Source organism: Stenotrophomonas sp. HMSC10F06 (assembly GCF_001807865.1).
GTDB lineage: Bacteria > Pseudomonadota > Gammaproteobacteria > Xanthomonadales > Xanthomonadaceae > Stenotrophomonas > Stenotrophomonas bentonitica_A.
Map to the genome: position 1 here is coordinate 165,089 of NZ_KV791267.1, position 24,370 is coordinate 189,458.

Here is a 24,370-nt window from a genome sequence, read left to right on the forward strand (position 1 = left end):
TGTGGTCCATGCCGAGCAGACCGCCGCGCCGCGTGCCCACGGGCATGCATGCGCGTGGCCTGTCGTTGCTGGAAATGCTGCTGGTGGTCGCGCTGATCGCCATCATCGGCGTGGTCACCGCCACCGCGATGAACGGCGGCATCGACGGCATGCGCCTGCGCAATGCCGGCAAGGAAATCGCCACCCAGCTGCGTTACACGCGTACCCAGGCGATCGCTACCGGGCAGACCCAGCGCTTCGTGATCGACCCGCGTGCGCGGACGTGGCAGGCGGCCAACGGCCGCCACGGGCAGATTCCGGCGGCGTTGGATGTACGGTTCCGTGGCGCCGGCCAGCTCGGTGCCGCACCCGGGCAGGGCGCGATCGCCTTCTTCGCCGACGGCGCCGCCAGTGGCGGCACCATCGAAGTGAGCACGCGGGGCGCAGCCTGGGACATCCACGTGGGCTGGATCACCGGCGAAGTGCGTGCCGGCCCGCGCCGGGAGGGCCGATGAGGCGCCAGCGTGGGTATTCGCTGCTGGAGGTGATCATCGCTTTCGCGCTGCTGGCGCTTGCGCTGACCCTGCTGCTGGGCAGCCTGTCCGGCGCGGCGCGCCAGGTCGGGCAGGCCGACGTGCGCAGCCGCGCGACACTGTATGCGCAATCATTGCTGGCCAGCACGGGGGTGGAAAGCCCCTTGCAGGAAGGCAGCACGCAGGGAGAGTGGGAGCAGGGCAGGTACCGCTGGCAACTGCAGGTGGCGCCCTACCAGGAGCCCCGCAGCGCTACCGGTCCGGTCACGGTGGACGTTGGCGGCCCGACCCTGGCACAGATCACCCTGCAGGTACGCTGGGGCGAGGGCAATGGCGAGCAGCTGCAATGGCGCAGCCTGCGCCTGTTGCCGCCGGTGCCGGGCGCACCACGATGACAGCACGCGCACGCCGGGCCGCCGGCTTCACCCTGATCGAAATCCTGCTGGCGACCGCCTTGCTCGTCGGCGGCCTGGCGTTGGCCTTCGCCACCGTGCGCTCGGCCATGGCGATCAGCCAACGCGGCGAGCGCATGGCCGCGCAGAACGAGCGCATGCGCGCGGTGGAAGGTTTCCTGCGGCGGCGCCTGTCCACCGCACTGGTGATCGCGACCACCCCGCCGGACCCGACCCGCGATCCGGTGTATTTCATGGGCGAGCCGCAGCGCATGCTGTTCGTCTCGGATCTGCCGGGCTATCTGGGTCGCGGCGGGCCGTATGCACACGAGCTGCAGGTCCGCCACGCCGCGGGCGCCGAGCAGCTGGAGGTCGCGCTGACCCTGCTGCAGAACGGCGAGGCGATCGAGGAAGATCCGCCACGCCCGCCGGAAATGCTGGCCGATCAGCTGCGCGAGGTGCGCTTCCGTTATCGCGGCACCGACCCGCGCACTGGTCAGTTGACGCCGTGGCTGGACCGCTGGGATGACACCCGCCGCCTGCCGTTGCTGGTCTCGATCGAGATCGTGCCGCTGCAGGGGCCGGCCTGGCCGCCGATGATCGCCGCGCTGCCACCGTCACGTGGGGATCGCCCATGAGGCCGGTACGTGGCGCCGCGCTCGTCCTGGTGTTGTGGCTGATCGCCCTGCTGACCGCGGTGGTCGGCGCGTTCGCCCTGAGCGCGCGCGTGGAGCACATGCAGCAGCGCGTGATCGGTGACGATGCCATCGGGCAGGAGTACGCGCGCGCAGGGCTGGAGTACGCGCTGCACCGCCTGCAGCCGCGCGCCGCCCAGCCGGCCTGGGTTGCCGATGGCCGCCGCTACCGGTGGACGTTCGATACGCGCCGGATCGATCTGACGATCCTCGATGAGAACGGCAAGATCAATCTGAACCTGGCCGACGTGAGCCTGCTCAACGCGTTCCTGCGTGCGATGGGGGAGGAGCCCGGGCGCGCCCAGCAGTTGGCCGGCGCCATCGTCGACTGGCGTGACGCGGACAGCCTCAAACAGCCCGGTGGCGGCGCGGAGACGCCCGATTACCTCGCCGCCGGGCTGCCCTACGGCGCACGCAACGCGCGCTATGAGACGGTCGGCGAGCTGCAGCGCGTGCTCGGCATGGAGGCGGACCTGTATGCGCGGATCGAGCCGATGCTGACCCTGTACAGCCGCCAGGCACGGCCTGACCCGCGCGTTGCCGCGGGCCCGGTGCTGACCGCACTGGGGCTGGATGCAGAGCGCCTGCTGGCCGAACGCGAACGCGCGGCCGCCGCTGATGAAGCTGGATTGCCGGTCGCGCCGCTTGCAGGTGGCAGTGGCACCTATAGTATCGAGAGTCGCGCCACGGACGAACGCGGCCGGGTATCGGTACTGCGCGCCGTGGTGCGGATGGGGTCGGCAGGCACGCCGGGAACGGCTTACACAGTACTTCGCTGGGAACAGGGAATGGCAGCAAGATGACGGCATGGCGTGACAGTCTGGTGCGGGCCCGCGGGCGCGTGTCGCCGGGCGTGGGCAGCAGCCTGCGCTGGTGGCGGCAGTCGTTGCTGGCCTGGCTGCCGGTGCGGTGGCAATGGGCGATGGGCTGGTCGCGTTCGCGCCTGCTGCTGCTGCGCGAGGGCGAGGTACTGCGCCTGCAGCGACAGACCGGCGAGCAGATCGAGGCCATCGCGGAGCTGCCGTGGCCCGTCCCGCCCGCCGCGCTCGATGGCGTGCTCGATGCGCGCCTGCGCAGCCTGCCCCGGCACTGGTTGCTGCCGGTCGGGAGCGTGCTGCGCCGTCCGCTGCGCTTGCCGGCGGCCGCCGCCGAGCGGTTGCGCGATGTGGTCGGATTCGAAATCGATCGGCAGACCCCGTTCGATGCCAGCCAGGTCAGCTATGACGTGCGCGAGCTCGGCGCCTTGCCGGATGGCCAGCTGCAGGTCGAGCTGGTGGTGATCCCGCGCGCGCAGCTGGACCAGTGGGCGCAGCAGGCCGGGCCATGGGCACAGGCGGTGGCCGGCGTCGATGCAGTGGATGCCGCTGACCGGCCGCTCGACGTCAACCTGCTGCCGCTGGCGCAGCGGCAGCCCTATCGCGACCCGATGGCACGCTGGAACTGGCTCCTGGCCGCGAGCACGATCGTGCTGCTCGCGTTGGCCAGCCACCAGCTGCTGGACAACCGCCAGGCCGCGGCGGACCAGCTGCGCGCGCAGGTAGATGACGCCGCACGTGATGCGCGCCGGGTCGCGGCCGAGCGCCAGCAGTTGCAGAGCCTGGTCGAAGGCGCCGCGTTCCTGGAAGGCCGGCGCGGCGAGCATGCCAGTACCGTGGAACTGTGGAACGAGCTGACCCGCCTGCTGCCCGATGGCACCTATCTGGAAAAACTCTCGATCGAAGGCAACACACTGCAGTTGATCGGGCTCAGCCGCGAAGCCTCGCAGTTGGTGCCGCTGCTGCAGGACTCGCCGCTGTGGCGCAAGGTCAACCTGACCGGCGTGCTGCAGGCCGATGGGGCAACCAGCGGCCGCGACCGTTTCACGCTGACGGCCGAGCTGCAGCCGCTGCCCGGTGCGGCCCCGCCCGCGAAGGAGGTTGCCGATGGCAGCACAACCGACGCGCCGTGATCGCTGGCTCGCGCTTGGCCTGCTGCTGGCGGTGATCGCCGTGGCGTACCTGCTGCTCGTGCACCCGTGGTTGACCCGCCCCCTGCTGGCGATCAATGCCGACATCGCCGCCGTGCAGGAGCGCCAACAGCGCGTGGATGCGCAGCTGGCGCAGCGCGGGCAGATCGCCACCCAACTGCGCGAGGTGCAGGCCGCCCTCGAGGGCCGCCCTGGCTTCCTGCGCGAGGCCACTGCCGAATCGGCCGCCGCGGCGCTCTCCAGCCGCCTGCAGGATGCGGTGGCGTCGGCCAGCCCGGGCAACCGCAGCTGCACGATCAGCAATCGCACCCCGCTGCCCGATGCCAACCGCGAGGCTGCCTTCCCGCGTGTGGCCCTGCAGGTGCGCCTGCGCTGCGGCGTGCCGGAAATGGCGGCCGTGCTGCACACGCTGGAGACCGGCAGCCCGCGCCTGTTCGTGGAGAACCTCAACCTGCTCGCGCAGCGCTTCCAGCAGTCGCCCAGCGAAACCGGCACCGGCCTGGATGTGTCCTTCGAACTGGTCGGTCATCTGCGCCCCGGCGCAGCGCTGGAACCTGACGCGCCCGCGCCGGCCCCACTGCCACCGCCGTCCGGGCAGGACGGCGGGCAGGACGTTGGCCCGGATGCGGCCCCGCCCAGCGATGCAGCCGAGCCCGCGCCCGCACCGGACGCTGCCGGGGAGGCCCAGCATGAAGCTTGAAGCAGCTGGCCTGCGGACCTGGTGGCTAGGCGGCATCGCCCTGTGGGCGCTGGCGATCTGGATCGCCACGCTGTTCGGCCTGGGCCAGCGCATCGCGCCGGCCACGGACGGCGATATGGGCCCTGCGCCGCTGCCCCACCTGGCTCCCGCCGCGCCCGAGCGGATGAGCTCGGCCAGCACCTATGCCCAGATCGGCGCCCGCCCGCTGTTCGCCGAAGATCGCCAACCGCGCCCGTACCTGCTCGGTGGCACCGAACAGGGCACCGCCAGCAGCGTGTCACTGACCGGCGTGCTGCTTACACCGGGTTTCGGGATGGCGATCCTGACCACCGACCAGCGCCAGTCGCTGCGACTGCGGCTGAATGGTGAAGCGGTGAACGGCTGGCAACTGCTGGCGCTGGAACCGCGCCGCGCCACCGTCAGTGGCCCCGGTGGCACGCAGGTCCTGGAATTGCCGGTGTTCAATGGGCAGGGCGGTGAACCACCGACGGTGCTGGGCGCTACGCCGCTCACCGCGGTGCCTCCGGCCGGTGCCGGCGCGCGCCCGATCAATGGCGCCGCAGCGATGCCCGCACCGGCGCCGGGCGCATCACCTGCGCCGCAGGCAGCGACGCCATCGAATGCGGGGGCCCCTGCGCAGAACGCGCAGGGGCCCAGCGAAGCCGACATGAAGGCGATCCGCGAGCGCATCCAGGCGCGTCGCCAGCAATTGCAGCAGCAACAGCAACAGCAACAGCAGTCGCAGCAACCGCCCGCGGGCGGCTCCGGCCACAACCCTTAGAGTGACAGCATGACCCTGCGCCTTTTTCCCGTGTCTTTCCTTGTCGCCCTGCTGGTGGGCTGCACCACCGTGCCCGCGCCCGAGGTACGCCGCGATGCGGTGCTCGACAGCCACCAGGTGGTCGCCGGTGACGGATCCCGTGAAGGCGTCGAGGCCGAGCCGCTGGGCAGCGCCGGCACCCCGCAGGCGGTGATCCGCCGCGGCACCGGCACCATGATCAACCGCAGTGCCGCGGCCGCGCCGCAACCGTCGCTGGGCAATGCCTCCACCGGCAACGCCACCTTCAACTTCGAAGGCGAATCGGTGCACGCGGTGGTCAAGGCGATCCTCGGTGACTTCCTGGGCCAGAACTACGTGATCGCGCCGGGCGTGCAGGGCACCGTGACCCTGGCCACGCCCAAGCCGGTCTCCTCGGCGCAGGCGTTGAACCTGCTGGAAATGGTGCTGGGCTGGAACAACGCGCGCATGGTCTACAGCGCCGGCCGTTACAACATCGTGCCCGCCGACCAGGCACTGGCCGGTACGGTCTCGCCGAGCACGGCGTCGCCGGCCAATGCGCGCGGCTTCGAAGTGCGGGTGGTGCCGCTGCAGTACATCTCGGCCACCGAAATGAAGAAGGTGCTGGAGCCGTACGCGCGCCCGAATGCCATCGTCAACGTCGACAACGGCCGCAATGTGATCACCCTCGGCGGTACCCGCAGCGAGCTGGAGAACTACCTGCGCACGGTGGAGATCTTCGACGTGGACTGGCTCTCGGGCATGTCCGTGGGCGTGTTCCCGATCCAGTCCGGCAAGGCCGAACAGGTTGCCGCCGATCTGGAAAAAGTGTTCGGCGAGGAGAGCAAGACGCCCAGCGCCGGCATGTTCCGCTTCCTGCCGCTGGAGAATGCCAATGCGGTGCTGGTGATCACCCCGCAGGCGCGCTACCTGGACCAGATCCAGCAGTGGCTGGACCGCATCGATACCGCCGGCGGCAATGCGCGGCTGTTCTCCTATGAACTGCGTTACGTCAAGGCCAAGGACCTGGCCGAACGCCTGGCCGAAGCCTTCGCCAACGAGAATGGCCGCAGTGGCCGTGGCAGCAGTTCGCTGGCGCCGGGCGCCTCGCCGATGGATATCGGCAGCCGCGATGGCAACAACAACACCAACGGCAATTTTTCCAACACCGGCAGCAGCACGGGGAGCAGCCGCGGCGGGCTGGGCGATGGCACGATGAACCTGCCGCAGCGCCAGTCCGGCAACGCCAGCTTCAGCCTGGAAGTGCAGGGCGATACGGTCGGCGTCTCGGCGGTGGAGGAAACCAACACCCTGCTGGTGCGCTCCACCCCGCAGGCCTGGCGTTCGATCCGCGAAGTGATCGAGAAGCTCGACGTGATGCCGATGCAGGTGCACATCGAAGCGCAGGTTGCCGAGGTCGCGCTGACCGGCGACCTCAGCTACGGCGTGAACTGGTTCTTCGAACAGGCCGTGACCACCGGCAAGACCGAGAGTGGCATCGACCTGCCCAGTGCTCTGGGTCGCTCGATCTGGGGCAGCATCTCCGGCACCGTCGGCGATGGCGGGGTGGGCTGGACCTTCCTCGGCAAGAATGCCGCCGCCGTGGTCAGCGCACTGGACAAGGTCAGCAACCTGCGGCTGCTGCAGACGCCGTCGCTGTTCGTGCGCAACAACGCCGAAGCCACCCTCAACGTCGGCACCCAGATCCCGATCAACTCGGTCTCGGTCAATACCGGCATCGGCGGCGACAACACCTACAGCCAGGTCCAGTACCTGGACACCGGCGTGATCCTCAAGGTGCGCCCGCGCATCACCCGCGATGGCGTGGTGTTTCTGGATATCGTGCAGGAGGTGAGTTCGGCCGGCGCGATCCCGAGCGGCTGCGACCCGACCCGCACCACCTGCAACCCGCCGATCAATACCCGCAAGATCTCCACCGAAGCGGCCGTGCAGAGTGGCGACACCATCATGCTTGCCGGGCTGATCACCAACTCCGACGATGATGGCGCCAATGGTGTGCCTGGCCTGAGCAGGATCCCGGTCATCGGGGCGCTGTTCGGCAGCAAGACGAAGAAGTCCGGGCGTTCCGAAGTGATCGTGCTGCTGACCCCGACCATCGTGCGCAACGCGCAGGAGTCGCGCAACCTGACCGACGAGTACAGCAGCCGCTTCCGCGCGATGGAGCCGTTCCCCGAGCACAAGGGCAAGCGCTGAGTGCTGCCCGGCCCCGGCTGTCACCGCAGGGGCCGATCTTGCTACGCTGGCCCCGCCCAGGGGAGCCCGCGATGACACAGCGACACGGCGAAGACGGCAGTACGCAGAGGTCCGCATGAGCACGGTCGTCCTGCTGCCGATCGGGGTCGACGATGCCGCGCTGGACCGTTGCCTGGCCGCCCTGGACGCCGGTACCGCGTCGGGAACCGCCCTCTGGCTGGCCGATGATGGCCAGGCCGGGCCGCGGGCCCAGGCCGTGATCGAGCACTGGCTCACGCACACCCCGCTGCAGGCCGAGTACACCCGCCGTGCCCGCGCCATCGGCGAAGTGGCCCATCTGGATGAAATGCTGGCTGCCTGCGCCGGGGCCGATGTGGTGGTGCTGGCGCCGGACGCGATTCCGGCACCGGGCTGGCTGCAGCAGCTGCAGGCCTGCCTGGCCCGCGATGCCTCGATCGGCTCGGCCACGCCGTGGTGCAACGCCGGCGAGACGGCGGCCTGGCCGCGCCTGGGGGAAATCAACCCATTACCGGGTGACCTGGATCTGGCCCCGTTGGCGCAGGCCTGCGCGGCGATGCCGCCGCTGCATCCGGAGTTGCCGTGTGCCGTGACCCATGCAGTGCTGTTGCGCGGCAATGCGCGGCGCAGGGCCGGCGGGCTGGACATGCACAGCTATGCCTCGTGGAATGCCGCGCTGATCGACCTGAGCCTGCGCATGGCCGGGCTTGGCTGGCGCAACGCGCTGTGCGAGACCGCCTTCGTCGCCCGCGTGGCCGAAGGCGTGACCGGCGAGGGCGACATGGACGCGCTCGCCACGCGCTGGCCCGGTTGGCCGCCGCGGTTGGCGGGCTTCCTGATGGCCGACCCACTGCAGCAGGCACGCCACGATCTGCAGCAGCATCACCGGCAGGCGATAATGCCCAAGGCGCAGGGCGATCTGTTCGCGCCGCCTGTCACTGCCGCCCCGGAGCCGCCCGTTTGAGTCCTGCCATCGCCGCCATCATCGTCAGCTACCAGAGCGCCAGCACGCTGGATGCCTGCCTGCTGCGCCTGCGCGAGGCGCGCGACATAGCCGAGATCCGCGTGGTCGACAACGATTCCACCGATGGCACCCTGGAGATCGTGCAGCGCCACGCCAGCGCCGATCCGCGGGTGCGCTTCATTGCCAACCCGGACAACCCCGGATTCGCCGCCGCCAACAACCAGGGCGTGGCCGACAGCCAGGCACCGTGGTTGGCCTTCATCAATCCGGACCTGATGGTCGGTCCCGATACCCTGGCCCTGTTGCGCGAACGCGGGATGCCGCTGGGCGACTGCCTGCTGGGCGTGGAACAGGTCGACGAAGACGGCCGCCCCGACGATGCGGTGCGCCGCCGTGACCCGGATTTCGCCGCGATGCTGCGCCGCCCGGGGCAGGGCGGCAAGCTGGCGATCCCGGTCGATCGCCGCCAGCCGCTGCAGGTCGTGCCGGCCCTGTCCGGCGCGCTGCTGCTGATGCCGCGTGCGCTGTTCGACCGGATCGGTGGCTGGGATGCCGGCTATCGCCTGCACGCCGAGGACCTGGACCTGTGCCGCCGCGCACGTGAGGCGGGCGCGGTGATCGCGATCGCCAACGACCTGCAGGTCACCCATGTCCGCGGCGTCTCCAGCCGCGCGCGGCCGTTCTTCGTGGAGTGGCACAAGCATCGCGGGTTGTGGCGGTACTTCCAGAAATTCGAGGCGCCACAGCGTGCCTGGCCGGTGCGTTGCGCGGTGTGGGGCGCGATCTGGGCGCACGCGCTGGTGCAGGTGCCGCGTCTGCTCCGCCGCCGGTAGAGGCCCGCGCACTCGCTTCGGCACCGGGGCGATACCTGCCGTGAACGCATTCCACGCTGCGGGCACCGGCCGTTGGTCGTACCCGGTGGCGGGCGCATAATCCCCAGCATGATCATCCAGTCCCTGCTCGACACCGACCTGTACAAATTCACCATGATGCAGGCGGTGCTGCATCAGTACCCCGGCGCGCAGGTGCAGTACCGGTTCAAGTGCCGGACCCCGGGCATCGACCTGGCGCAGTTCATCGACCAGATCAACGCCGAGATCGACCACCTGTGCAGCCTGCGATTCAGTGCCGAAGAGCTGGACTACGTGCGCGGCCTGCGTTTCGTCAAACCGGACTTCGCCGATTTCCTCGGCCTGTTCCACCTGGACCGCAAGTACATCGCGCTGCGCCCCTCGGCCACCGTCCCGGGTGAGATCGAGCTGGACATCACCGGCCCCTGGCTGCACACCATCCTGTTCGAGGTGCCGCTGCTGGCGATCATCAACGAGGTCTGGTTCCGCAATACCACCGATTCGGACTTCAGCGAGGGCGAGCGCCGCCTGCAGGCCAAGACCGCGCTGCTGCGCGATACGCCCGGTTTCGAGCTGTGCCGGATCGCCGATTACGGCAGCCGCCGGCGCTACTCGCGCGAGTGGCACGGGCGCATGCTGCCGATGCTGCGCGATGCGCTGGGCGCGCAGTTCGTGGGCACCAGCAACGTGCACTTCGCCCGCCTGTACGGCATGACCCCGCACGGCACCATGGCCCACGAGTACCTGCAGGCCTTCCAGGCGCTTGGCCCGCGGCTGCGCGATTCGCAGGTGGCGGCGCTGGAATCGTGGGCACGCGAGTACCGCGGTGACCTGGGCATCGCGCTGTCCGATGTGGTCGGCCTGGAGGCGTTCCTGCGCGACTTCGACATGTATTTCTGCAAGCTGTTCGATGGCGTCCGGCATGATTCCGGCGACCCCTTCACCTGGGGCGACCGCATGCTGGCGCACTTCCACAGCCGCCGCGTGGACCCGCGCAGCAAGGTGCTGGTCTTCAGCGACGGGCTGAATATCGAAAAGGTCATGCAGCTGTTCGACTACTTCCGCGGCCGCTGCCAGGTGGCCTTCGGGGTGGGCACCCACCTGACCAACGACCTGGGCCCGACCCCGCTCAACATCGTGATCAAGATGGTCCGCTGCAACGGCCAGCCGGTCGCCAAGCTGAGCGATTCGCCCGGCAAGAGCATGTGCGATGACCCGGGGTACCTGGCCTACCTGCGGCAGGTGTTCGAGCTGCCGGCCGAGGCCTGACCCCGGCAACGGGTGGCACGCTTGGCCGCCGTCCGGCTCCGGCGCCGGGGCGGCCCGGTACGCACATCCGTTCAGCGAAGCGGTGGCGGGTGACGCGGCGGGTCAGGAAGCGACGCAGGGCGCTCGCTATGCAGGAAAGCCAGATGTGCCACAATATTGTGAGGCGTAGTTCACACTTTTGACCGACATCGATGCCGGTAATTGCCCGTATACCGCCTCTGCATCGTGGTTCGTCTAGGCTTTCCACATGAAGTCATCAGCATTGCTCGATTACTACCGGACCCACGCGTGCTCACGCCAGTGGCGCGGCTTCCTGCTGGCGCTCTGCGAAGAGTTCGACAGTGCGTTGCCCGATGCCGAACTGTCGCGGTTGATGGCGCGTATCGGTGAGCGCTTCGGCCGTGACCATGCGCTGCCGGCGGTCGCCACACTGGATGAACTGCAGCAGGCGGCCAATGCGGTGTGGTCCTCGACGGAATGGGGGCAGGTCGTGTTCGAGGAAGCCCCCGAACAGGTCCGCATCCACCACGCCGCCTCGCCGCTGTCAGCCGTCCTCGGCGCCCGGGCCGGGTGGGACACTGGGTTTCTGGAAGGTGTGTACCGCCAGTGGTTCCGGGCCGCCGGGATGATGTCGGTGCTGGATGTGCGCTATCTGCAGAGTGATCATCCCGATGTAGCTACCTACACGCTGTCGCGTGTGTTCTGACCCTCTCCCCCTTTCGATGGTGCCATGAGCAAGTTTCAGCAACCTGCCGATGCCGAGAGCCACGACGACGTGGCTGGTCTCTTCAACCGCCTGGGGGATCGCGATGACACGCGTGCTTACCGGGATTTTTCCCACAGCCAGTCCCGCGTGAGCACGGTGGCCAAGCCGCGCGATGAGGTGCCGCCGCCGATTCCGGCCGCGACGAACCTGCCGCCCGCGGTCACTCTCGCGCCGGTGACCACGCCGGTCCAGGCGACCACCGTGGAGACGCCGGCCACGGCCGCACCGGGGCGCAAGACACCGCTGGAGCAGTTGTTCCAGCGCCTGGCGGAGGCACGTAGCGCCACGCCGGGGCACAGCCCACTGAGCCGTCTGCGCCAGGGTTGAAACGTAGTCGGTGATCGTCCGTCGCGCCCAGCCGGGTGCGGCAACGGGATCGGCTGATGCAAGGGGATGCCGCGATCTGCGGCCGTGTTGGGGGAACATCATGAGCAAGTCATCCACCCCGAGAGGGGATGCCATTCTGGCCCGCCTGGCGCTGCTCGCGCTGGCGGTCGGCGGCGCCGTGCTGCTGGCCTTTGTGGTTACCGTCCCGATGGAGATCGGCCAGCAGTTCCTGTTCTCGGCCGTGGTGTTCCTGATCGCCCTGTGCCTGCGCAACCGCGAGAACCGGTTGATCCCGCTGGTGCTGATGGGGCTGTCGCTGGTGATGTCCACGCGCTACATGTACTGGCGCCTGACCGACACCATGGGCATGAGCAGCTTCGTCGACCTTACCCTGGGCCTGGGCCTGGTGGCCGCCGAGGTGTACTCCTTCATCGTGCTGGTGCTGGGCTACTTCCAGGTGGCATGGCCACTGCACCGCAAGCCGATGCCGCTGCCCGAAGACCAGTCGCTGTGGCCGAGCGTGGACGTATTGATCCCCACCTATAACGAGCCGCTTTCGGTGGTGCGTACCACCGTGCTCGCCGCGACCGTGCTGGACTGGCCGGCCGACAAGCTCAACATCTACCTGCTCGATGACGGCCGCCGCGATGAGTTCCGCGCGTTCTGCGAAGAAGTCGGGGTGCAGTACATCACCCGTACCAACAACAACCACGCCAAGGCCGGCAACATCAATGCGGCGTTGAAGAAGACCAGTGGCGAGTACGTGGCGATCTTCGACTGCGACCACATGCCGACCCGCTCGTTCCTGCAGATGTCGATGGGCTGGTTCCTGCACGACGAGAAGATGGCGGTGGTGCAGACCCCGCACTACTTCTTCTCGGCCGATCCGTTCGAACGCAACCTGGGCAACTTCGGCCGCGTGCCCAACGAAGGCGAGCTGTTCTACGGCCTGCTGCAGGACGGCAACGACCAGTGGAATGCGACCTTCTTCTGCGGCTCCTGCGCCGTGATCAAGCGTGCTCCGCTGGAGGAAGTGGGCGGTGTGGCGATCGAGACGGTGACCGAGGATGCGCATACCGCCATCCGCCTGCACCGTGCCGGCTACCGCAGCGCCTACATCCCGGTGCCGCAGGCGGCCGGCCTGGCCACCGAGAGCCTGTCGGCGCACGTCGGCCAGCGCATCCGCTGGGCGCGCGGCATGGCGCAGATCCTGCGGGTGGACAACCCGATGTTCGGCAAGGGCCTGAGCTTCGTGCAGCGGCTGTGCTACACCAACGCGATGCTGCACTTCTTCTACGGCCTGCCGCGGATCATCTTCCTGACCGCGCCACTGGCCTTCCTGTTCTTCGGTGCGCACGTCATCCACGCCTCGGCGCTGATGATCCTCGCCTACGCGCTGCCGCACATCGTGATGGCCAACCTGACCAACCTGCGCGTTCAGGGCAAGCACCGCCATCTGCTGTGGAACGAGGTATACGAGACCACGCTGGCCTGGTACATCCTGCGCCCCACCCTGATGGCCGTGATCAACCCCAAGTTGGGCAAGTTTAACGTCACCGCCAAGGGCGGCCTGGTGCAGCGCAGCTACTTTGATGCGCAGATCGCCCGCCCGTACCTGTTGCTGCTGCTGTTGAACCTGGCCGGCGTGATCGCCGGCATCGTGCGGATGGTGATGGCCCAGACCAGTGGCGAGGTCAATACGATCTGGTTGAACCTGGGGTGGACCGTCTACAACATGATCATGCTCGGGGCGGTGATCGCCACCTCCAGCGAGCAGCGCCAGATCCGCCGCGCGCACCGGGTGCCGCTCAACATGCGCGCCGTGCTGCACCTGCCTGATGGCCAAGCGCTGCCGTGCCGCACGCTGAACTTCTCCACCGGTGGCATGGCGATCCGCCTGGACCAGGCACAGCCGGTGCAGCCGGGCACGCGCGTGGAGGTCGAGCTGGCTCATCGCCAGCGCAGCCAGCGGCTGCCGGCCGAAGTGCGGCATGACCGCGACGACCAGGGCATCAGCATCCAGTTCGGTGAGCTGAGCCTGGAGCAGGAGCGCTGGCTGGTCACGTCCACCTTCGCCCGTGCCGACATCTGGGTGAAGCTGTGGGGCCGCCACGACCGCGACACCTTCCTGCGTTCCACCACTGACGTCCTCAAGGCCAGCATGCGCGGCTTCCACCGCCTGGGCCAGTTCGTTTTCGCGGGCGGCCGCAAGGATGCCCCCACGCCGCCGCGCACCGGAGATTCCGCATGACCCGTCGTCACCGTTCCCTGTTCCGCCCGGTGCGCCTGCCGCGTCCGTCCGCCGCAGCGGTGGCGTTCACCCTGACCCTGCTGTGCGGGGCGGTCTATGCGCAGAGCCCGCCCGTGCCCGCGGCAGCGCCCGCTGCCGTGCCAGCGACCACCCCGGCCGACGCTGCGCCGGCGGCGATGATGCCCGCCACGCCGGCTGCAGGGACCCGGCAGAGCCGCTCCACGCTCAAGCAGCTCGGCATCGACTATGAGATCACCCTGCGCGGCATCCAGGGCACGGCCGGCGTGCCGTTCTCGATCCGCAACGACCAGGTGGTGGACCGCGCATCGCTGCATCTGAAATACAGCTATTCGCCAGCGCTGCTGCCAGACCTGTCGCACCTGAAGGTGACCGTCAATGACGTCACCGTGGCGACCCTGCCGACGCCGGTGGACCAGGCCGGCCGGATTATCGAGCGCGATATCGATATCGACCCGCGCATGATCATCGACTACAACCGCATCAACCTGCAGTTGATCGGCCACTACACACGCGAGTGCGAAGATCCCGATCACACCAGCCTGTGGGCCAACATCGACAGCGCCAGCTACCTGGAGCTGGGCTGGGCGCCGCTGCAGCTGACCAATGATCTGTCGCTGCTGCCGGTGCCGTTCTTCGACGCACGCGACACCAACCGGCTGGAACTCCCGTTCGTGTTCACCGGCCAGCCGGGGCAGGGCCTGCTGCAGTCGGCCGGCATCGTGTCGTCGTGGTTCGGCGCACTGGCCGGTTACCGTGGCGCGCTGTTCCCGGCCTCGATCGATACGGTGCCGATGGAAGGCAATGCGGTGGTCGTGGCCACCCCGCGCAATCCGCCGGCCGGCCTGGTGCTGCCCGACATCAGCGGGCCGACCCTGGCCGTGATCGCCAACCCCAACGATGCCAACGGCAAGCTGCTGCTGGTGCTGGGTCGCGATGATGCCGAACTGCGCATCGCCGCCACCGCGTTGACCTTGGGCGCGCCGCTGTCCGGCCCGACCGCAAGCATCGGGGACTTCAAGGAGATCGCGCCGCGCAAGCCGTACGACGCGCCGAACTGGATTCCCAGCGACCGGCCCGTGCGCGTGTCCGAACTGGTGCGGCAGACCAGCGAGTTGAACGTCGTCGGCTACCACCCGGACCTGATCCGCATCGGCCTGCAGCTGCCGCCGGATCTGTTCGTGTGGCGCCGCGACGGCATTCCACTGGACCTGCGTTACCGCTATACGCTGCCCGAAGGGGCGGACAAGTCAGCGCTGAACATCAGCATCAACGACGCCTTCGTTACCACCCTTCCGTTGAATGGTCGGCCGGCACCGCGCTCGGTCTCGGACATGGTGTGGAACAAGCTCAAGGCACCCGGCGCGATGCCGATCCAGCAGAAGGTGATGCTGCCGACCGGACCGTTCTCGTCCAACAGCCAGCTGCGCTTCCACTTCTTCTTCGACCGCCCCCAGGCAGCCGAGTGCAAGAACACCTTCCCGGATGTCTCCGCGGCGATCGATGGCGACACCAGCATCGACCTGAGCGGTTTCGACCATTACATGGCGATGCCCAACCTGGCCGCCTTCGGTAACGCCGGTTACCCGTTCACGCGCCTGGCCGATCTGTCCGAGACCGTGCTGGTACTGCCGGACAACCCCAACGCCGATGACGTCGGCAACGTGCTGACCCTGCTCGGCCGCATGGGTGCCTCGACCGGCTACCCGGCGCTGCGCAACCGCATCATCGCCGCGCGCCAGGTCGGCGAGCACGCCGGCCAGGACCTGGTGGTGCTGGGCTCGCGCCGCAGCCAGCCGCTGTTCGGCGAATGGGCGGCGCACTTGCCGATCGGCGAGGCGGGGCAGTCGCGCCGCGTGCAGCTCTCGGACTGGGTGTTTGAACGCATGCCCTCGTTCCTGTCGCCGGATGCGCGCCGCACCGATCTGCCCACCACGGCCGAAGTCTCCGTGCGTCCGGATGCCGGCGACGTCGTGTTGATGGGCTTCGAGTCGCCCCTGCGCAAGGGCCGCAGTGTGATCGCGGTGATGGCCGACGACCCGGCCCAGGTCAACCGGCTGTTCGAAGCATGGTTTGATCCGGACCGCCTGCGCGATTTCCAGGGCAGCGTGGTGCTGCTGCAGAAGGACAAGGTGCGCAGCCTGGCCGGCAACCAGAGTTACTACGTCGGCCACCTGCCGCCGCTGACCTGGCTGCGCTGGTACTTCTCGCAGAGCCCGCTGCTGCTCGGCGCCCTCGTCGGCCTGGCCTGCCTGTTGTTGGCGCTGATCGCGCGCTGGCTGCTCAAGCGCAACGCCAGGGCACGCATCGGGATGTCCGGCTGAGCATGCGCGACCCGTCCGTCCCCGCGCCGGCGCCTGCGCGCCGTCGCTTCCTGCAGGCGATGGCGGCCGCTGGTGCTGCCGCCGTGCTGCCGCTCGACGTTCTGGCACAGGCCTGCGGTACGCCGTGGCGTGAGTGGCGTGCGTTTGTCGATCGGCATATCGAGCCGGATGGCCGCGTGGTCGATCATCTCAATACCGACCTGCGCAGCACCTCCGAATCGCAGTCCTACGGATTGTTCTTCGCACTGGTGGACAACGATCCAGTGCTGTTCGACCGTATCCTGGCCTGGACCCGCCGCCACCTGTGCCGCGGCCGTGCCGACCTCAATCTGCCTGCGTGGTTGTGGGGGCGTGCCGCCGATGGCCAGTTCCGCGTGCTCGACCCCAACACCGCCGCTGACGGCGAGCTGTGGATCGCCTACGCGCTGCTTGAAGCGGGCCGCTTGTGGAAACGGCCGGGGCTGGTCGAAGCCGGCCGGCAGACGCTGGCGCTGATGCGCACGGCTGAAGTCGTCGAGCTGCCCGGCTTCGGCCCGATGCTGCTGCCCGGCAACCGCGGGTTCGTGCAGGCCGACCGCTGGACGCTCAACCCGAGTTACCTGCCGTTGTTCGTGCTGCGTCGTTTTGCCGCCGTCGATGCACGTGGCCCGTGGGCGCGGCTGGCCGAACGCAGCGTGGCGATGACGCGTGCCAGTGCGCCGGTCGGATTCGCGCCGGACTGGATCGCCTGGAACGGCAAGGCCTTCGTAGCCGACCCGGGCAAGGGCGCGATCGGCAGCTACGACGCGATCCGCTGCTATCTGTGGGCAGGCATGACCGATCCGGCCGATCCGTTGCGGCGCACCTTGCTTGATGGCCTGTCTGGGCCGGCATCGATGTTGCGCGCGCAGAGCGGCTTTGCCGAAAAGATCGACACACGGCTTGGGGTGGGCACCGGTACGCCGTCAACGGGCTTTGCCGCCGCCCTGCTGCCGTATCTCAGTGCACTTGGCCAGCCCGCATTGGCCAAAGCGCAGCTGGCGCGGATTCCCGCCGCCGGCACCCTCAACTATTACGATCGTGCCCTGGTGCTGTTCGGCAAGGGCTGGATGGATCGCCGCTACCGTTTTTCTGCCGATGGGCGACTGCTGCCCGCGTGGAGTTCGCCATGTTCCGCAAGACCCTGACACCTCTTTGCCTGGTTGGCCTGTGCGTGCTGACCGTGCCGGCCTTCGCGCAGAACGCGTCGTCGACGCAGCAACTGGTCAGCCAAGGCAACTACTGGCAGGACCAGGGCCGCGAGGATCTGGCCGCCGATGCCTGGCGCAAGCTGCTGGCCACCGATCCCAACCAGGCCGATGCACTGCTCGGCCTGGGCCTGATCGACCTCAACCAGGGCCGCCGTGCCGAGGCGCAGAAGCGACTGCAGCAGCTGCAGGCGCGTCATCCGTCCTCGGCGCAGACCACGCGCCTGCGCATGGCGCTCGGCGGTGGCGGTGGCGGGAACCAGCTGCAGACCGCGCGTCGCGCGGCGGCGGCCGGTCGCTATGTCGAAGCGGTACGTGCCTATGACGAGGCCTTCGGCGCAGGCGGTCCGCCCAATGATCTGGCGCTGGAGTACTACCAGGTGCTGGCCGGTACGCCGGAAGGCTGGACGCGCGCGCGCGATGGCCTGCGCCGCATCGCCACCGGCAACAACAACCCGGCCAAGTTGGCGCTGGCCCAGGTGCTGACCTACCGCGAGCCCACCCGCCGCGAGGGCATCGCCCAGCTGCGTACGCTCAGCCAGGCCACCAATACCGCCGGCCCCGCGCGTGCGGCCTGGCGCCAGGCGCTGCTGTGGCTCAACGCCACCACCGCCGATGCACCGCTGTACCAGGCCTTCCTGGACGTGGTGCCGAACGATCGCGAGGTGGCGGCCAAGCAGGCGCAGCTGCGTGAACAGGCCATCGCCAACCGTCCGGTGCCGCAGGACCCGAACCAGCGGCTGCTGGGCGAGGGCTTCCGTGCCCTGGACAGCAACAACCTGGCCCAGGCCGAAGCCCGTTTCGCCCAGGTGCTGCGCGCGCGTCCGCGCGATGCCGAGGCACTCGGTGGCCTGGGCTCTGTGCGTCTGCGCCAGGAGCGCTTCGGCGAAGCCAATGAACTGCTGCGCCCGGCGGCTGCGATCAACGGCAAATGGCGCAGCGCGGCCGATGCCGCGCGCTACTGGCTGACCCTGCAGGAGGTGCGTCGCCAGCCCAGCGGCGATGCCATCGCCCGGGTGCAGCAGGTCATCGCGCTGCAGCCGAAGGAGCCTGCGGGTTACGTCGCGCTGGCCGACCTGCAGAGCGGGAACGATCCGGCCGCGGCCGAACGCAGCTACCGCAAGGCACTGGAACTGGATGCCGGCAATGCTGGTGCGCTGCAGGGCCTGGTCGGCCTGCTTGGTCGTCTTGGCCGCGCCGATGAAGCGGCCGCCCTGTTCGACCGGCTGACCCCGGCCCAGCAGGAAAGTGCCGGCGGCCAGTCGGTGCTGCGTGCCAACCTGGCACGTGCCCGCGCGCAGCAGGCGCTGGCCGAGGGCAGCATCGAGATGGCGCAGATCGAGCTGGAAGATGCATTGCTGGTGCAGCCGCGTGACCCATGGCTGCGGTTGGAACTGGCGCGCCTGTACACGCGCGCGGGTCGTCCCGACCAGGCCAACGGTGTCATCGAAGGGTTGCGCGCGCTGGACGACCGCTCGGCGACCTCGCTGTATGCGCAGGCCCTGTTCGCTCAGGAGAACAGCGACTGGCCGCGCGCGTATGCGTTGCTGGAACGCATTCCCACCGCGTCGCGTGATTCGGAAATGACCGCGTTGCACGACACCGCGTGGGTGCAGGTGCAGGCCGCCCAGGCGCGCTCGCTCATGCAGCGCCAGCGCAGCGGCGAAGCGCAGCTGTTGCTGGCCCGCGCCGAAGCCGCACTCGGCGACCGGGTCAAGAACCCGGCCATCGTGGCCGCGTTGGCCGGTGCCTACGCCGACATCGGCAGCCAGCAGCGCGCCCTCGTGCTCGCGCAGCGCCTGATCGAAGGCGGTTCGCCCAGCGTCGACAACCGCCTGGAATATGCCTCGGTGCTGCTGCGCGCCGGTCGCGATGGCGAGGTCGCCGCGATCCTGCGCCAGCTCGCCGACGTGCCGCTCTCGGCCAGCCAACAGACCCGCTTGAACGATCTGCGCAGCGGTTACGTGCTGCGCCAGGTCGATGCCCAGCGGGAGCTTGGCAATCTTGAAGGCGCATACGCGGTGTTGGCCCCGGCATTGGCCGAGCGCCCGCAGGACCCGCGCAACATCGCCGCGCTGGCACGGCTGTATGCCGCCGCGGGCGACAACGGCCAGGCCCTGGCGCTGTACCAGCAGCAGCTGCAGTTGGCACCGGGCGATCTGGATGCAATGGTTGCCGCCGCGGGCAGTGCCGCGGCGATGCGTGACATGGATCTGGCCGAACAGTATCTGGAGCGCGCGCTGAAGCAGGCCCCGGAATCGCCGGATGTGTTGGCGGCGGCAGGGCGCGTGTATCGCGCGGCCGGCAAGAACCGCCGCGCCGAAAGCTACTTCCGCGCGTCGCTGGCCGCCGCCGCGAAGGGCAGCGGCCAACTCGACAATGGCTACCCGCAGGCCAGCACCGCGATGCTGGCCAGCGGTGGCAGCTTCAATCCGTTCGCCGGTCTCAACCGTGGCGGTGGCACCCGTAACGCAGCGCTGCGCGATGGTGGTCTGCCACTGCCGGCCGCGACTGCCCGCCTGGCTGCCCAACCCCTGCCGATGGACGCCGGCCCGGCGATGGGCATGAGCCTGGGCCCGGCAAGCGTCACCCCGGTAATCGATGCCGATGGCCTGCCGGAACCGGTCATGGCCACGGCTGCGGCCAGCGGCGGTGTCGCCCTGCCGTTGCCGGTGCCCGGCTCGCGCCAGGTGCCCAGCCAGGCGAGTGCGCCGCGCGCCTCGCGCAATACCGCGCTTGGTCCGCTGCCGCCAGCCACCACCGGCAACGGCGTGCTCGATGAACTGCGCGCGCTCAAGGCCGAGAACAGCAGCAGCCTGGCGGTCGGCGCGGCGTATCGCACCCGCGCTGGCGAAGCCGGCATGGGTCAGCTCGATGACCTGCAGGTGCCGCTGGAAGGGCAGTTTGCGGTCGGCGACGGCAAGCTCAAGGTGGCAATCACCCCGACCGTGCTCGATGCCGGGCGCCCCGATCCGGAATACACCAGTGCCAGCCGCTTCGGCGGTGGCCCGCAGGCCGCTTTGGCCGGTGCACTGGCCGCTGACCGCACACCGGTCGATGACTTGGTCGGCTCGTCGCTGTACCAGACGCTGCTGACCCGTGGCGAGAGCAACGCGACCCGCAATCTGATCTACGACCGCGCGCTGGACAACGGTCGTTACCAGGAACTGTTCAACCAGACCGACGGTTCGCTCACCCAGGCCGAACGGGCCGCTGCCGCACGTGCGCTGCTGTTCGCCGATCCGCTGCCGAGTTACATCCTCAGCCGTGATCTGGCCAATACCTCGATCAGCGACATCGCCACCCAGGTGCTGGGCAATGCCGGCCTGGTGCGCGGGCTGAGCGCGGCCGAGCAGGCCCAGCTCAAGACGCTGGCCCAGGGCGGCGGTGGCTCACAGACACCGCAGGCGTTCCAGGACACTTTGTACGCGATGGTGGCCAATGCCGCCGGCGCGCGCCGCATGAGTTCCCAGGATGCCAGCGGCGCCGGTGTCTCGGTGGGCTATGAGCGGGGTGGCTTCCGCGCCGATGTCGGCAGCACGCCGCTCGGCTTCGATGACACGCAGATCGTCGGCGGCATCGGCTACCGCGGTCAGATCGGCGATGCGCTGACCTGGTCCGGCGAAGCCTCGCGCCGCGCGGTGACCGACAGCCTGCTGTCCTTCGCCGGCGTGGAAGACGGGCGCAACGGGCTGCGCTGGGGCGGGGTGACCGCGAGCGGCGCCAAGCTCGCCGCGACCGTCGACAACGGTCAGTTGGGCGGCTACGCCAGCGCGTCCTGGCATCGCCTGGAAGGCGAGAACGTGGCCGACAACGACCGCCAGGAAGTCGGCGTGGGCGTCTACGTGCACGCCCTGGAGACCGACAACCAGTCGCTGACCGCCGGCCTCAACCTGACCGCGATGCAGTACGACCGCAACCTCAGCGGCTTCACCTACGGACATGGCGGTTACTTCAGTCCGCAGCGCTATGTGGATGTCGGCTTCCCGGTGCACTGGAACGGGCGTACTTCCAGCGGCCGCGTGGCGTGGCAGCTGGATACCAGCGTCGGCGTACAGCACTTCAAGGAAGACGCCGCGCCGTACTTCCCGACCGATCCGGCGATGCAGCAGGCTGCCTACGAGGCCGCCTCGATGGCTGCGTTGCTGGGACTGACCACCGAGTACGTGGACCCGGTCTATACCGGCCAGACCAAGACCGGCGTGTCCTACAACCTCAGCGCCGCCGCCGAATGGCAGCTGTCTTCGCAGCTGTTCCTGGGCGGGCGCATGGAGTTCAACAACGCGCGTGACTACCGGCAGTTCGGCACCAGCCTGTACCTGCGCTTCCTGCTCGACCGCCTCGGCGCCGGGCTGGGCAAGCAGCCGCAGCCGCTGCGCTCGCCGTACGCGTCGGGTGAATGATTACCGTCATGCGTTGATGACCGGCCCGCTGCCAGGCTTTACCTGGCCGCGGGCGTCCCGCAGGCTTGCTAGGTTCCTGCTGCGAAGAGGCTGATGTCCGTGACTGAGTCCCCATCGTTCCATCGGATGCGCCGCCGTCTGCTGCAGGCGCTGGCCGTTACTCCGCTGCTGGCCTGCTCGGCCAACGGCCCGGCGCGCGGGCCTGGCCCGTGGACGGCCTGGCAGGTGATGCGTGCCTCCAGCGTGACCCCGGACGGGCGCATGGTCGACCACAACAACGCCGACCAGCGTTCGACCTCCGAAGGCCAGTCCTACGCGCTGTTTTTCGCGCTGGTGGACAACGACCAGCCGCTGTTCGATCGCCTGCTGCGCTGGACGGAGGACAACCTCGCCGGCGGCAGCATGGCCCAGCGCCTGCCGGCCTGGCTATGGGGGCGCGACACCACGGCCAATGCATGGAAGGTGCTCGACGACAATCCCGCCAGCGACTCGGATGTCTGGCTGGCCTATACCCTGCACGAGGCAGCGCGGTTGTGGAAACGGCCGGCGCTGCGGCAGACCGCCGAGGCGATGCTGGCGGCGATCCAGGTGCAGGAGCTGGTCGATGTGCCGGGCCTGGGCACGATGTTGATGCCTGGGCCCAAAGGATTTGCGACGGAAGACACGTGGCGGTTCAACCCCAGCTACCTGCCGTTGCCGCTGCTGCGCCGCTTCGCCGCGCTTGATCCGAGCGGGCCGTGGACCACCGTGATCGGCAACGGCGTTCGCCTGCTGCGCGATACCGCACCCCACGGCTTTGCGCCGGACTGGACCGCGTGGCGCGACGGCGGCTTCATCGCTGATCCGGACAAGGGTCCGCTCGGCAGTTACGACGCCATCCGCTGTTATCTGTGGGCAGGCATGACCGCCGTGAACGATCCCAGTTTCCGCTCGGTTCTGGATGCACTGCACGGCCCGCTGAGCACCCTGCGCGAGGGCCAGCCGATGCCGGAGAAGGTCAACACGCTCACCGGCATACGCGAAGGCACCGGCAACTACGGTTTCCAGGCGGCCCTGGTGCCGTACCTGCAGGCGCAGGGCGAGGCCGAACGCACCAAGGCAATGGTCGCTGCGCTGCCGACACCGGAGCAGCAGCGCGCCGCGCCGCCGCGCTATTACGAGCAGGTGCTCAGTCTGTTTGCCCTGGGCTGGTACGAAGGCCGCTATCGCTTTGCCGCCGACGGCCAACTGCGCCCAGCCTGGGCCTGACCAGCACCAGCACCGGCACACGGCCGGTGCCCGTCGATCACTCCAGCGCGTAGCGCAGCACGAACAACCCGGCCACCAGCCACACCGCCGGATGCACGTCGCGCCAGCGCCCGGTGCCGGCCTTGAGCACCGCATAGGCGATGAAGCCGAAGGCCAGGCCGTTGGCAATGGAGTAGGTGAACGGCATCGCCAGCGCGCACAGCGCGGCTGGCACCGATTCGGTCAGGTCGCCCCAGTCCACATCGACCAGCTCGCGCAGCATCAACCCGGCCACGAACAGCAGGGCAGGGGCGGTGGCATAGCCGGGCACCATTGCCGCCAGGGGCGAGAACAGCAGCGCCGCCAGGAACAATGCCGCCACCACCAGCGCGGTGAGACCGGTACGGCCACCGGCCTGCACGCCCGAGGCGCTTTCAGCGAAGGCGGTGGTGCTGCTGGTCCCGAGCAGCGAACCGGCCACGATCGCGGTGCTGTCGGCCAACAAGGCACGGCCGAACCGCTTCTGCGCGCCGGGCAGTTTCAACAGGCCCGCACGACCGACCACGCCGTACAGCGTGCCGGTGGCATCGAACACTTCCACCAGCACGAACACCAGCACCACCTGCAGCAGCACCGCGATCGGCGCGCCACCGTCGTGGTGCAGCAGGCCCGGCAGGTCCAGCTGCAGGAACGTCGGCGCCAGGCTCGGCGGCAGCGAGATCAGGCCATGGAACTGCACATCTCCGAGCAGCCAGGCCGCCCCGGTCACCGCCAGGATGCCGATCAGGATTGCGCCGCGCACCTTGCGTGCCTCCAGGATCGCGATCAGCAGGAAGCCGGCCAGGGCCAGCAGCGGCGGGGCGGTGTTGAGCGGCCCGAGTGCGACCAGGGTGTCGGTGTTGGCGATGATCACGCCGGATTTCTGCAGCGCGATGATCGCCAGGAACAGGCCGATGCCGGCCACGATCGCCGCGCGCAGCGAAGCGGGGATGCCCGCTACCAGCCAGGCGCGTACGCCGGTCAGTGACAGCACCAGAAAGACCAGGCCGGAGATGAACACCGCCGCCAGCGCCTGCTGCCACGGCAGGCCGGCCGCGCCCACCACGGTGAAGGCGAAGAACGCATTCAAGCCCATGCCCGGGGCCATGCCGACCGGGAAGTTGGCCGCGAACGCCATCACCAGCGAGCCCAGCGCGGCGGCCAGGCAGGTGGCGACGAACACCGCGCCCGGGTCCATGCCGGTGGTGGCCAGGATGTCCGGGTTGACGAAGACGATGTAGGACATCGTCAGGAACGTGGTCAGGCCGGCCAGCAGTTCGGTGCGCACGGAGGTGCCGTGCTGCTGCAGCTGGAACAGGCGTTCGGGGAGGGACATCGCGAAATCTCAAACCGTTGGTGGTGGGTACCGACCGTTGGTCGGTACGCTTCAAAGCATCACCACCAACGGTGGTGACCTACCGAAATGAGAA

19 protein-coding genes are annotated in these 24,370 nt (G+C 68.9%); 18 read left to right on the forward strand and 1 reads right to left on the reverse strand.

The genetic code is table 11. The features are described 5' to 3' along the window. Positions 1–8 precede the first annotated feature (8 nt). From HMPREF3113_RS07940 to bcsZ (HMPREF3113_RS08025), 18 genes are all read left to right on the forward strand, one after another. Positions 9–494 (forward strand): type II secretion system protein XpsH, encoded by a 486-nt coding sequence (locus tag HMPREF3113_RS07940; protein WP_102789000.1) that lies wholly within the window; start codon positions 9–11, stop codon positions 492–494. Next, complete coding sequence (locus HMPREF3113_RS07945) at positions 491–907, forward strand: type II secretion system protein XpsI (protein WP_070426591.1); 417 nt, start codon at positions 491–493, stop codon at positions 905–907. Before HMPREF3113_RS07940 ends, HMPREF3113_RS07945 begins: the two co-directional genes overlap by 4 nt. After that, entirely contained in the window at positions 904–1,542 is a 639-nt protein-coding gene (locus HMPREF3113_RS07950) for a type II secretion system protein J (protein WP_026069676.1), read from the forward strand. Before HMPREF3113_RS07945 ends, HMPREF3113_RS07950 begins: the two co-directional genes overlap by 4 nt. Then, positions 1,539–2,402, forward strand: a complete 864-nt coding sequence (locus HMPREF3113_RS07955; protein ID WP_046272732.1) for a type II secretion system minor pseudopilin — start codon at positions 1,539–1,541, stop codon at positions 2,400–2,402. The genes HMPREF3113_RS07950 and HMPREF3113_RS07955 overlap by 4 nt, the downstream gene beginning before the upstream one ends. Beyond that, positions 2,399–3,547, forward strand: a complete 1,149-nt coding sequence (locus HMPREF3113_RS07960; protein ID WP_070471694.1) for a PilN domain-containing protein — start codon at positions 2,399–2,401, stop codon at positions 3,545–3,547. The genes HMPREF3113_RS07955 and HMPREF3113_RS07960 overlap by 4 nt, the downstream gene beginning before the upstream one ends. Beyond that, a complete protein-coding gene (gspM, locus tag HMPREF3113_RS07965; RefSeq protein ID WP_254665259.1) occupies positions 3,522–4,265 on the forward strand; it encodes a type II secretion system protein GspM in 744 nt (247 codons plus the stop codon). Before HMPREF3113_RS07960 ends, gspM begins: the two co-directional genes overlap by 26 nt. Next, positions 4,255–5,046, forward strand: a complete 792-nt coding sequence (locus HMPREF3113_RS07970) for a general secretion pathway protein GspN (protein WP_070471696.1) — start codon at positions 4,255–4,257, stop codon at positions 5,044–5,046. Before gspM ends, HMPREF3113_RS07970 begins: the two co-directional genes overlap by 11 nt. A 9-nt stretch (positions 5,047–5,055) precedes the next feature. After that, entirely contained in the window at positions 5,056–7,257 is a 2,202-nt protein-coding gene (gene gspD / locus HMPREF3113_RS07975) for a type II secretion system secretin GspD (protein ID WP_070471697.1), read from the forward strand. A gap of 115 nt (positions 7,258–7,372) precedes the next feature. Next, the gene (locus HMPREF3113_RS07980; protein ID WP_070471698.1) at positions 7,373–8,239 is read left to right on the forward strand and encodes a glycosyltransferase family 2 protein; all 867 of its coding nucleotides are present in this window, start codon (positions 7,373–7,375) and stop codon (positions 8,237–8,239) included. Further along, positions 8,236–9,072, forward strand: coding sequence for a glycosyltransferase family 2 protein (locus tag HMPREF3113_RS07985; protein ID WP_070471699.1), 837 nt, complete (start codon positions 8,236–8,238; stop codon positions 9,070–9,072). The genes HMPREF3113_RS07980 and HMPREF3113_RS07985 overlap by 4 nt, the downstream gene beginning before the upstream one ends. A gap of 108 nt (positions 9,073–9,180) precedes the next feature. After that, entirely contained in the window at positions 9,181–10,359 is a 1,179-nt protein-coding gene (gene pncB, locus HMPREF3113_RS07990; protein ID WP_070471700.1) for a nicotinate phosphoribosyltransferase, read from the forward strand. Positions 10,360–10,606: 247 nt separating this feature from the next. Then, on the forward strand, positions 10,607–11,065 hold the full coding sequence (gene bcsD, locus HMPREF3113_RS07995; protein WP_026069674.1) for a cellulose biosynthesis protein BcsD: 459 nt from the start codon (positions 10,607–10,609) through the stop codon (positions 11,063–11,065). A gap of 24 nt (positions 11,066–11,089) precedes the next feature. Beyond that, a complete protein-coding gene (locus HMPREF3113_RS08000) occupies positions 11,090–11,452 on the forward strand; it encodes a hypothetical protein (protein ID WP_070471701.1) in 363 nt (120 codons plus the stop codon). A 100-nt stretch (positions 11,453–11,552) separates the two neighbouring features. Then, positions 11,553–13,703, forward strand: coding sequence for a UDP-forming cellulose synthase catalytic subunit (gene bcsA / locus HMPREF3113_RS08005; RefSeq protein ID WP_019182528.1), 2,151 nt, complete (start codon positions 11,553–11,555; stop codon positions 13,701–13,703). Next, positions 13,700–16,045, forward strand: a complete 2,346-nt coding sequence (gene bcsB, locus HMPREF3113_RS08010) for a cellulose biosynthesis cyclic di-GMP-binding regulatory protein BcsB (RefSeq protein WP_175440339.1) — start codon at positions 13,700–13,702, stop codon at positions 16,043–16,045. The genes bcsA and bcsB overlap by 4 nt, the downstream gene beginning before the upstream one ends. Positions 16,046–16,047: 2 nt before the next feature. Further along, entirely contained in the window at positions 16,048–17,211 is a 1,164-nt protein-coding gene (bcsZ, locus tag HMPREF3113_RS08015) for a cellulose synthase complex periplasmic endoglucanase BcsZ (RefSeq protein ID WP_070471702.1), read from the forward strand. Then, on the forward strand, positions 17,193–21,674 hold the full coding sequence (locus HMPREF3113_RS08020) for a cellulose biosynthesis protein BcsC (protein ID WP_070471762.1): 4,482 nt from the start codon (positions 17,193–17,195) through the stop codon (positions 21,672–21,674). Before bcsZ (HMPREF3113_RS08015) ends, HMPREF3113_RS08020 begins: the two co-directional genes overlap by 19 nt. Before the next feature lie 126 nt (positions 21,675–21,800). Continuing rightward, positions 21,801–22,922, forward strand: coding sequence for a cellulose synthase complex periplasmic endoglucanase BcsZ (bcsZ, locus tag HMPREF3113_RS08025; RefSeq protein ID WP_083298748.1), 1,122 nt, complete (start codon positions 21,801–21,803; stop codon positions 22,920–22,922). A gap of 37 nt (positions 22,923–22,959) precedes the next feature. On the opposite strand, the gene HMPREF3113_RS08030 is transcribed toward bcsZ (HMPREF3113_RS08025), so the two are convergent. Then, positions 22,960–24,276, reverse strand: a complete 1,317-nt coding sequence (locus HMPREF3113_RS08030; protein WP_019182523.1) for an NCS2 family permease — start codon at positions 24,274–24,276, stop codon at positions 22,960–22,962. Positions 24,277–24,370 lie beyond the last annotated feature (94 nt).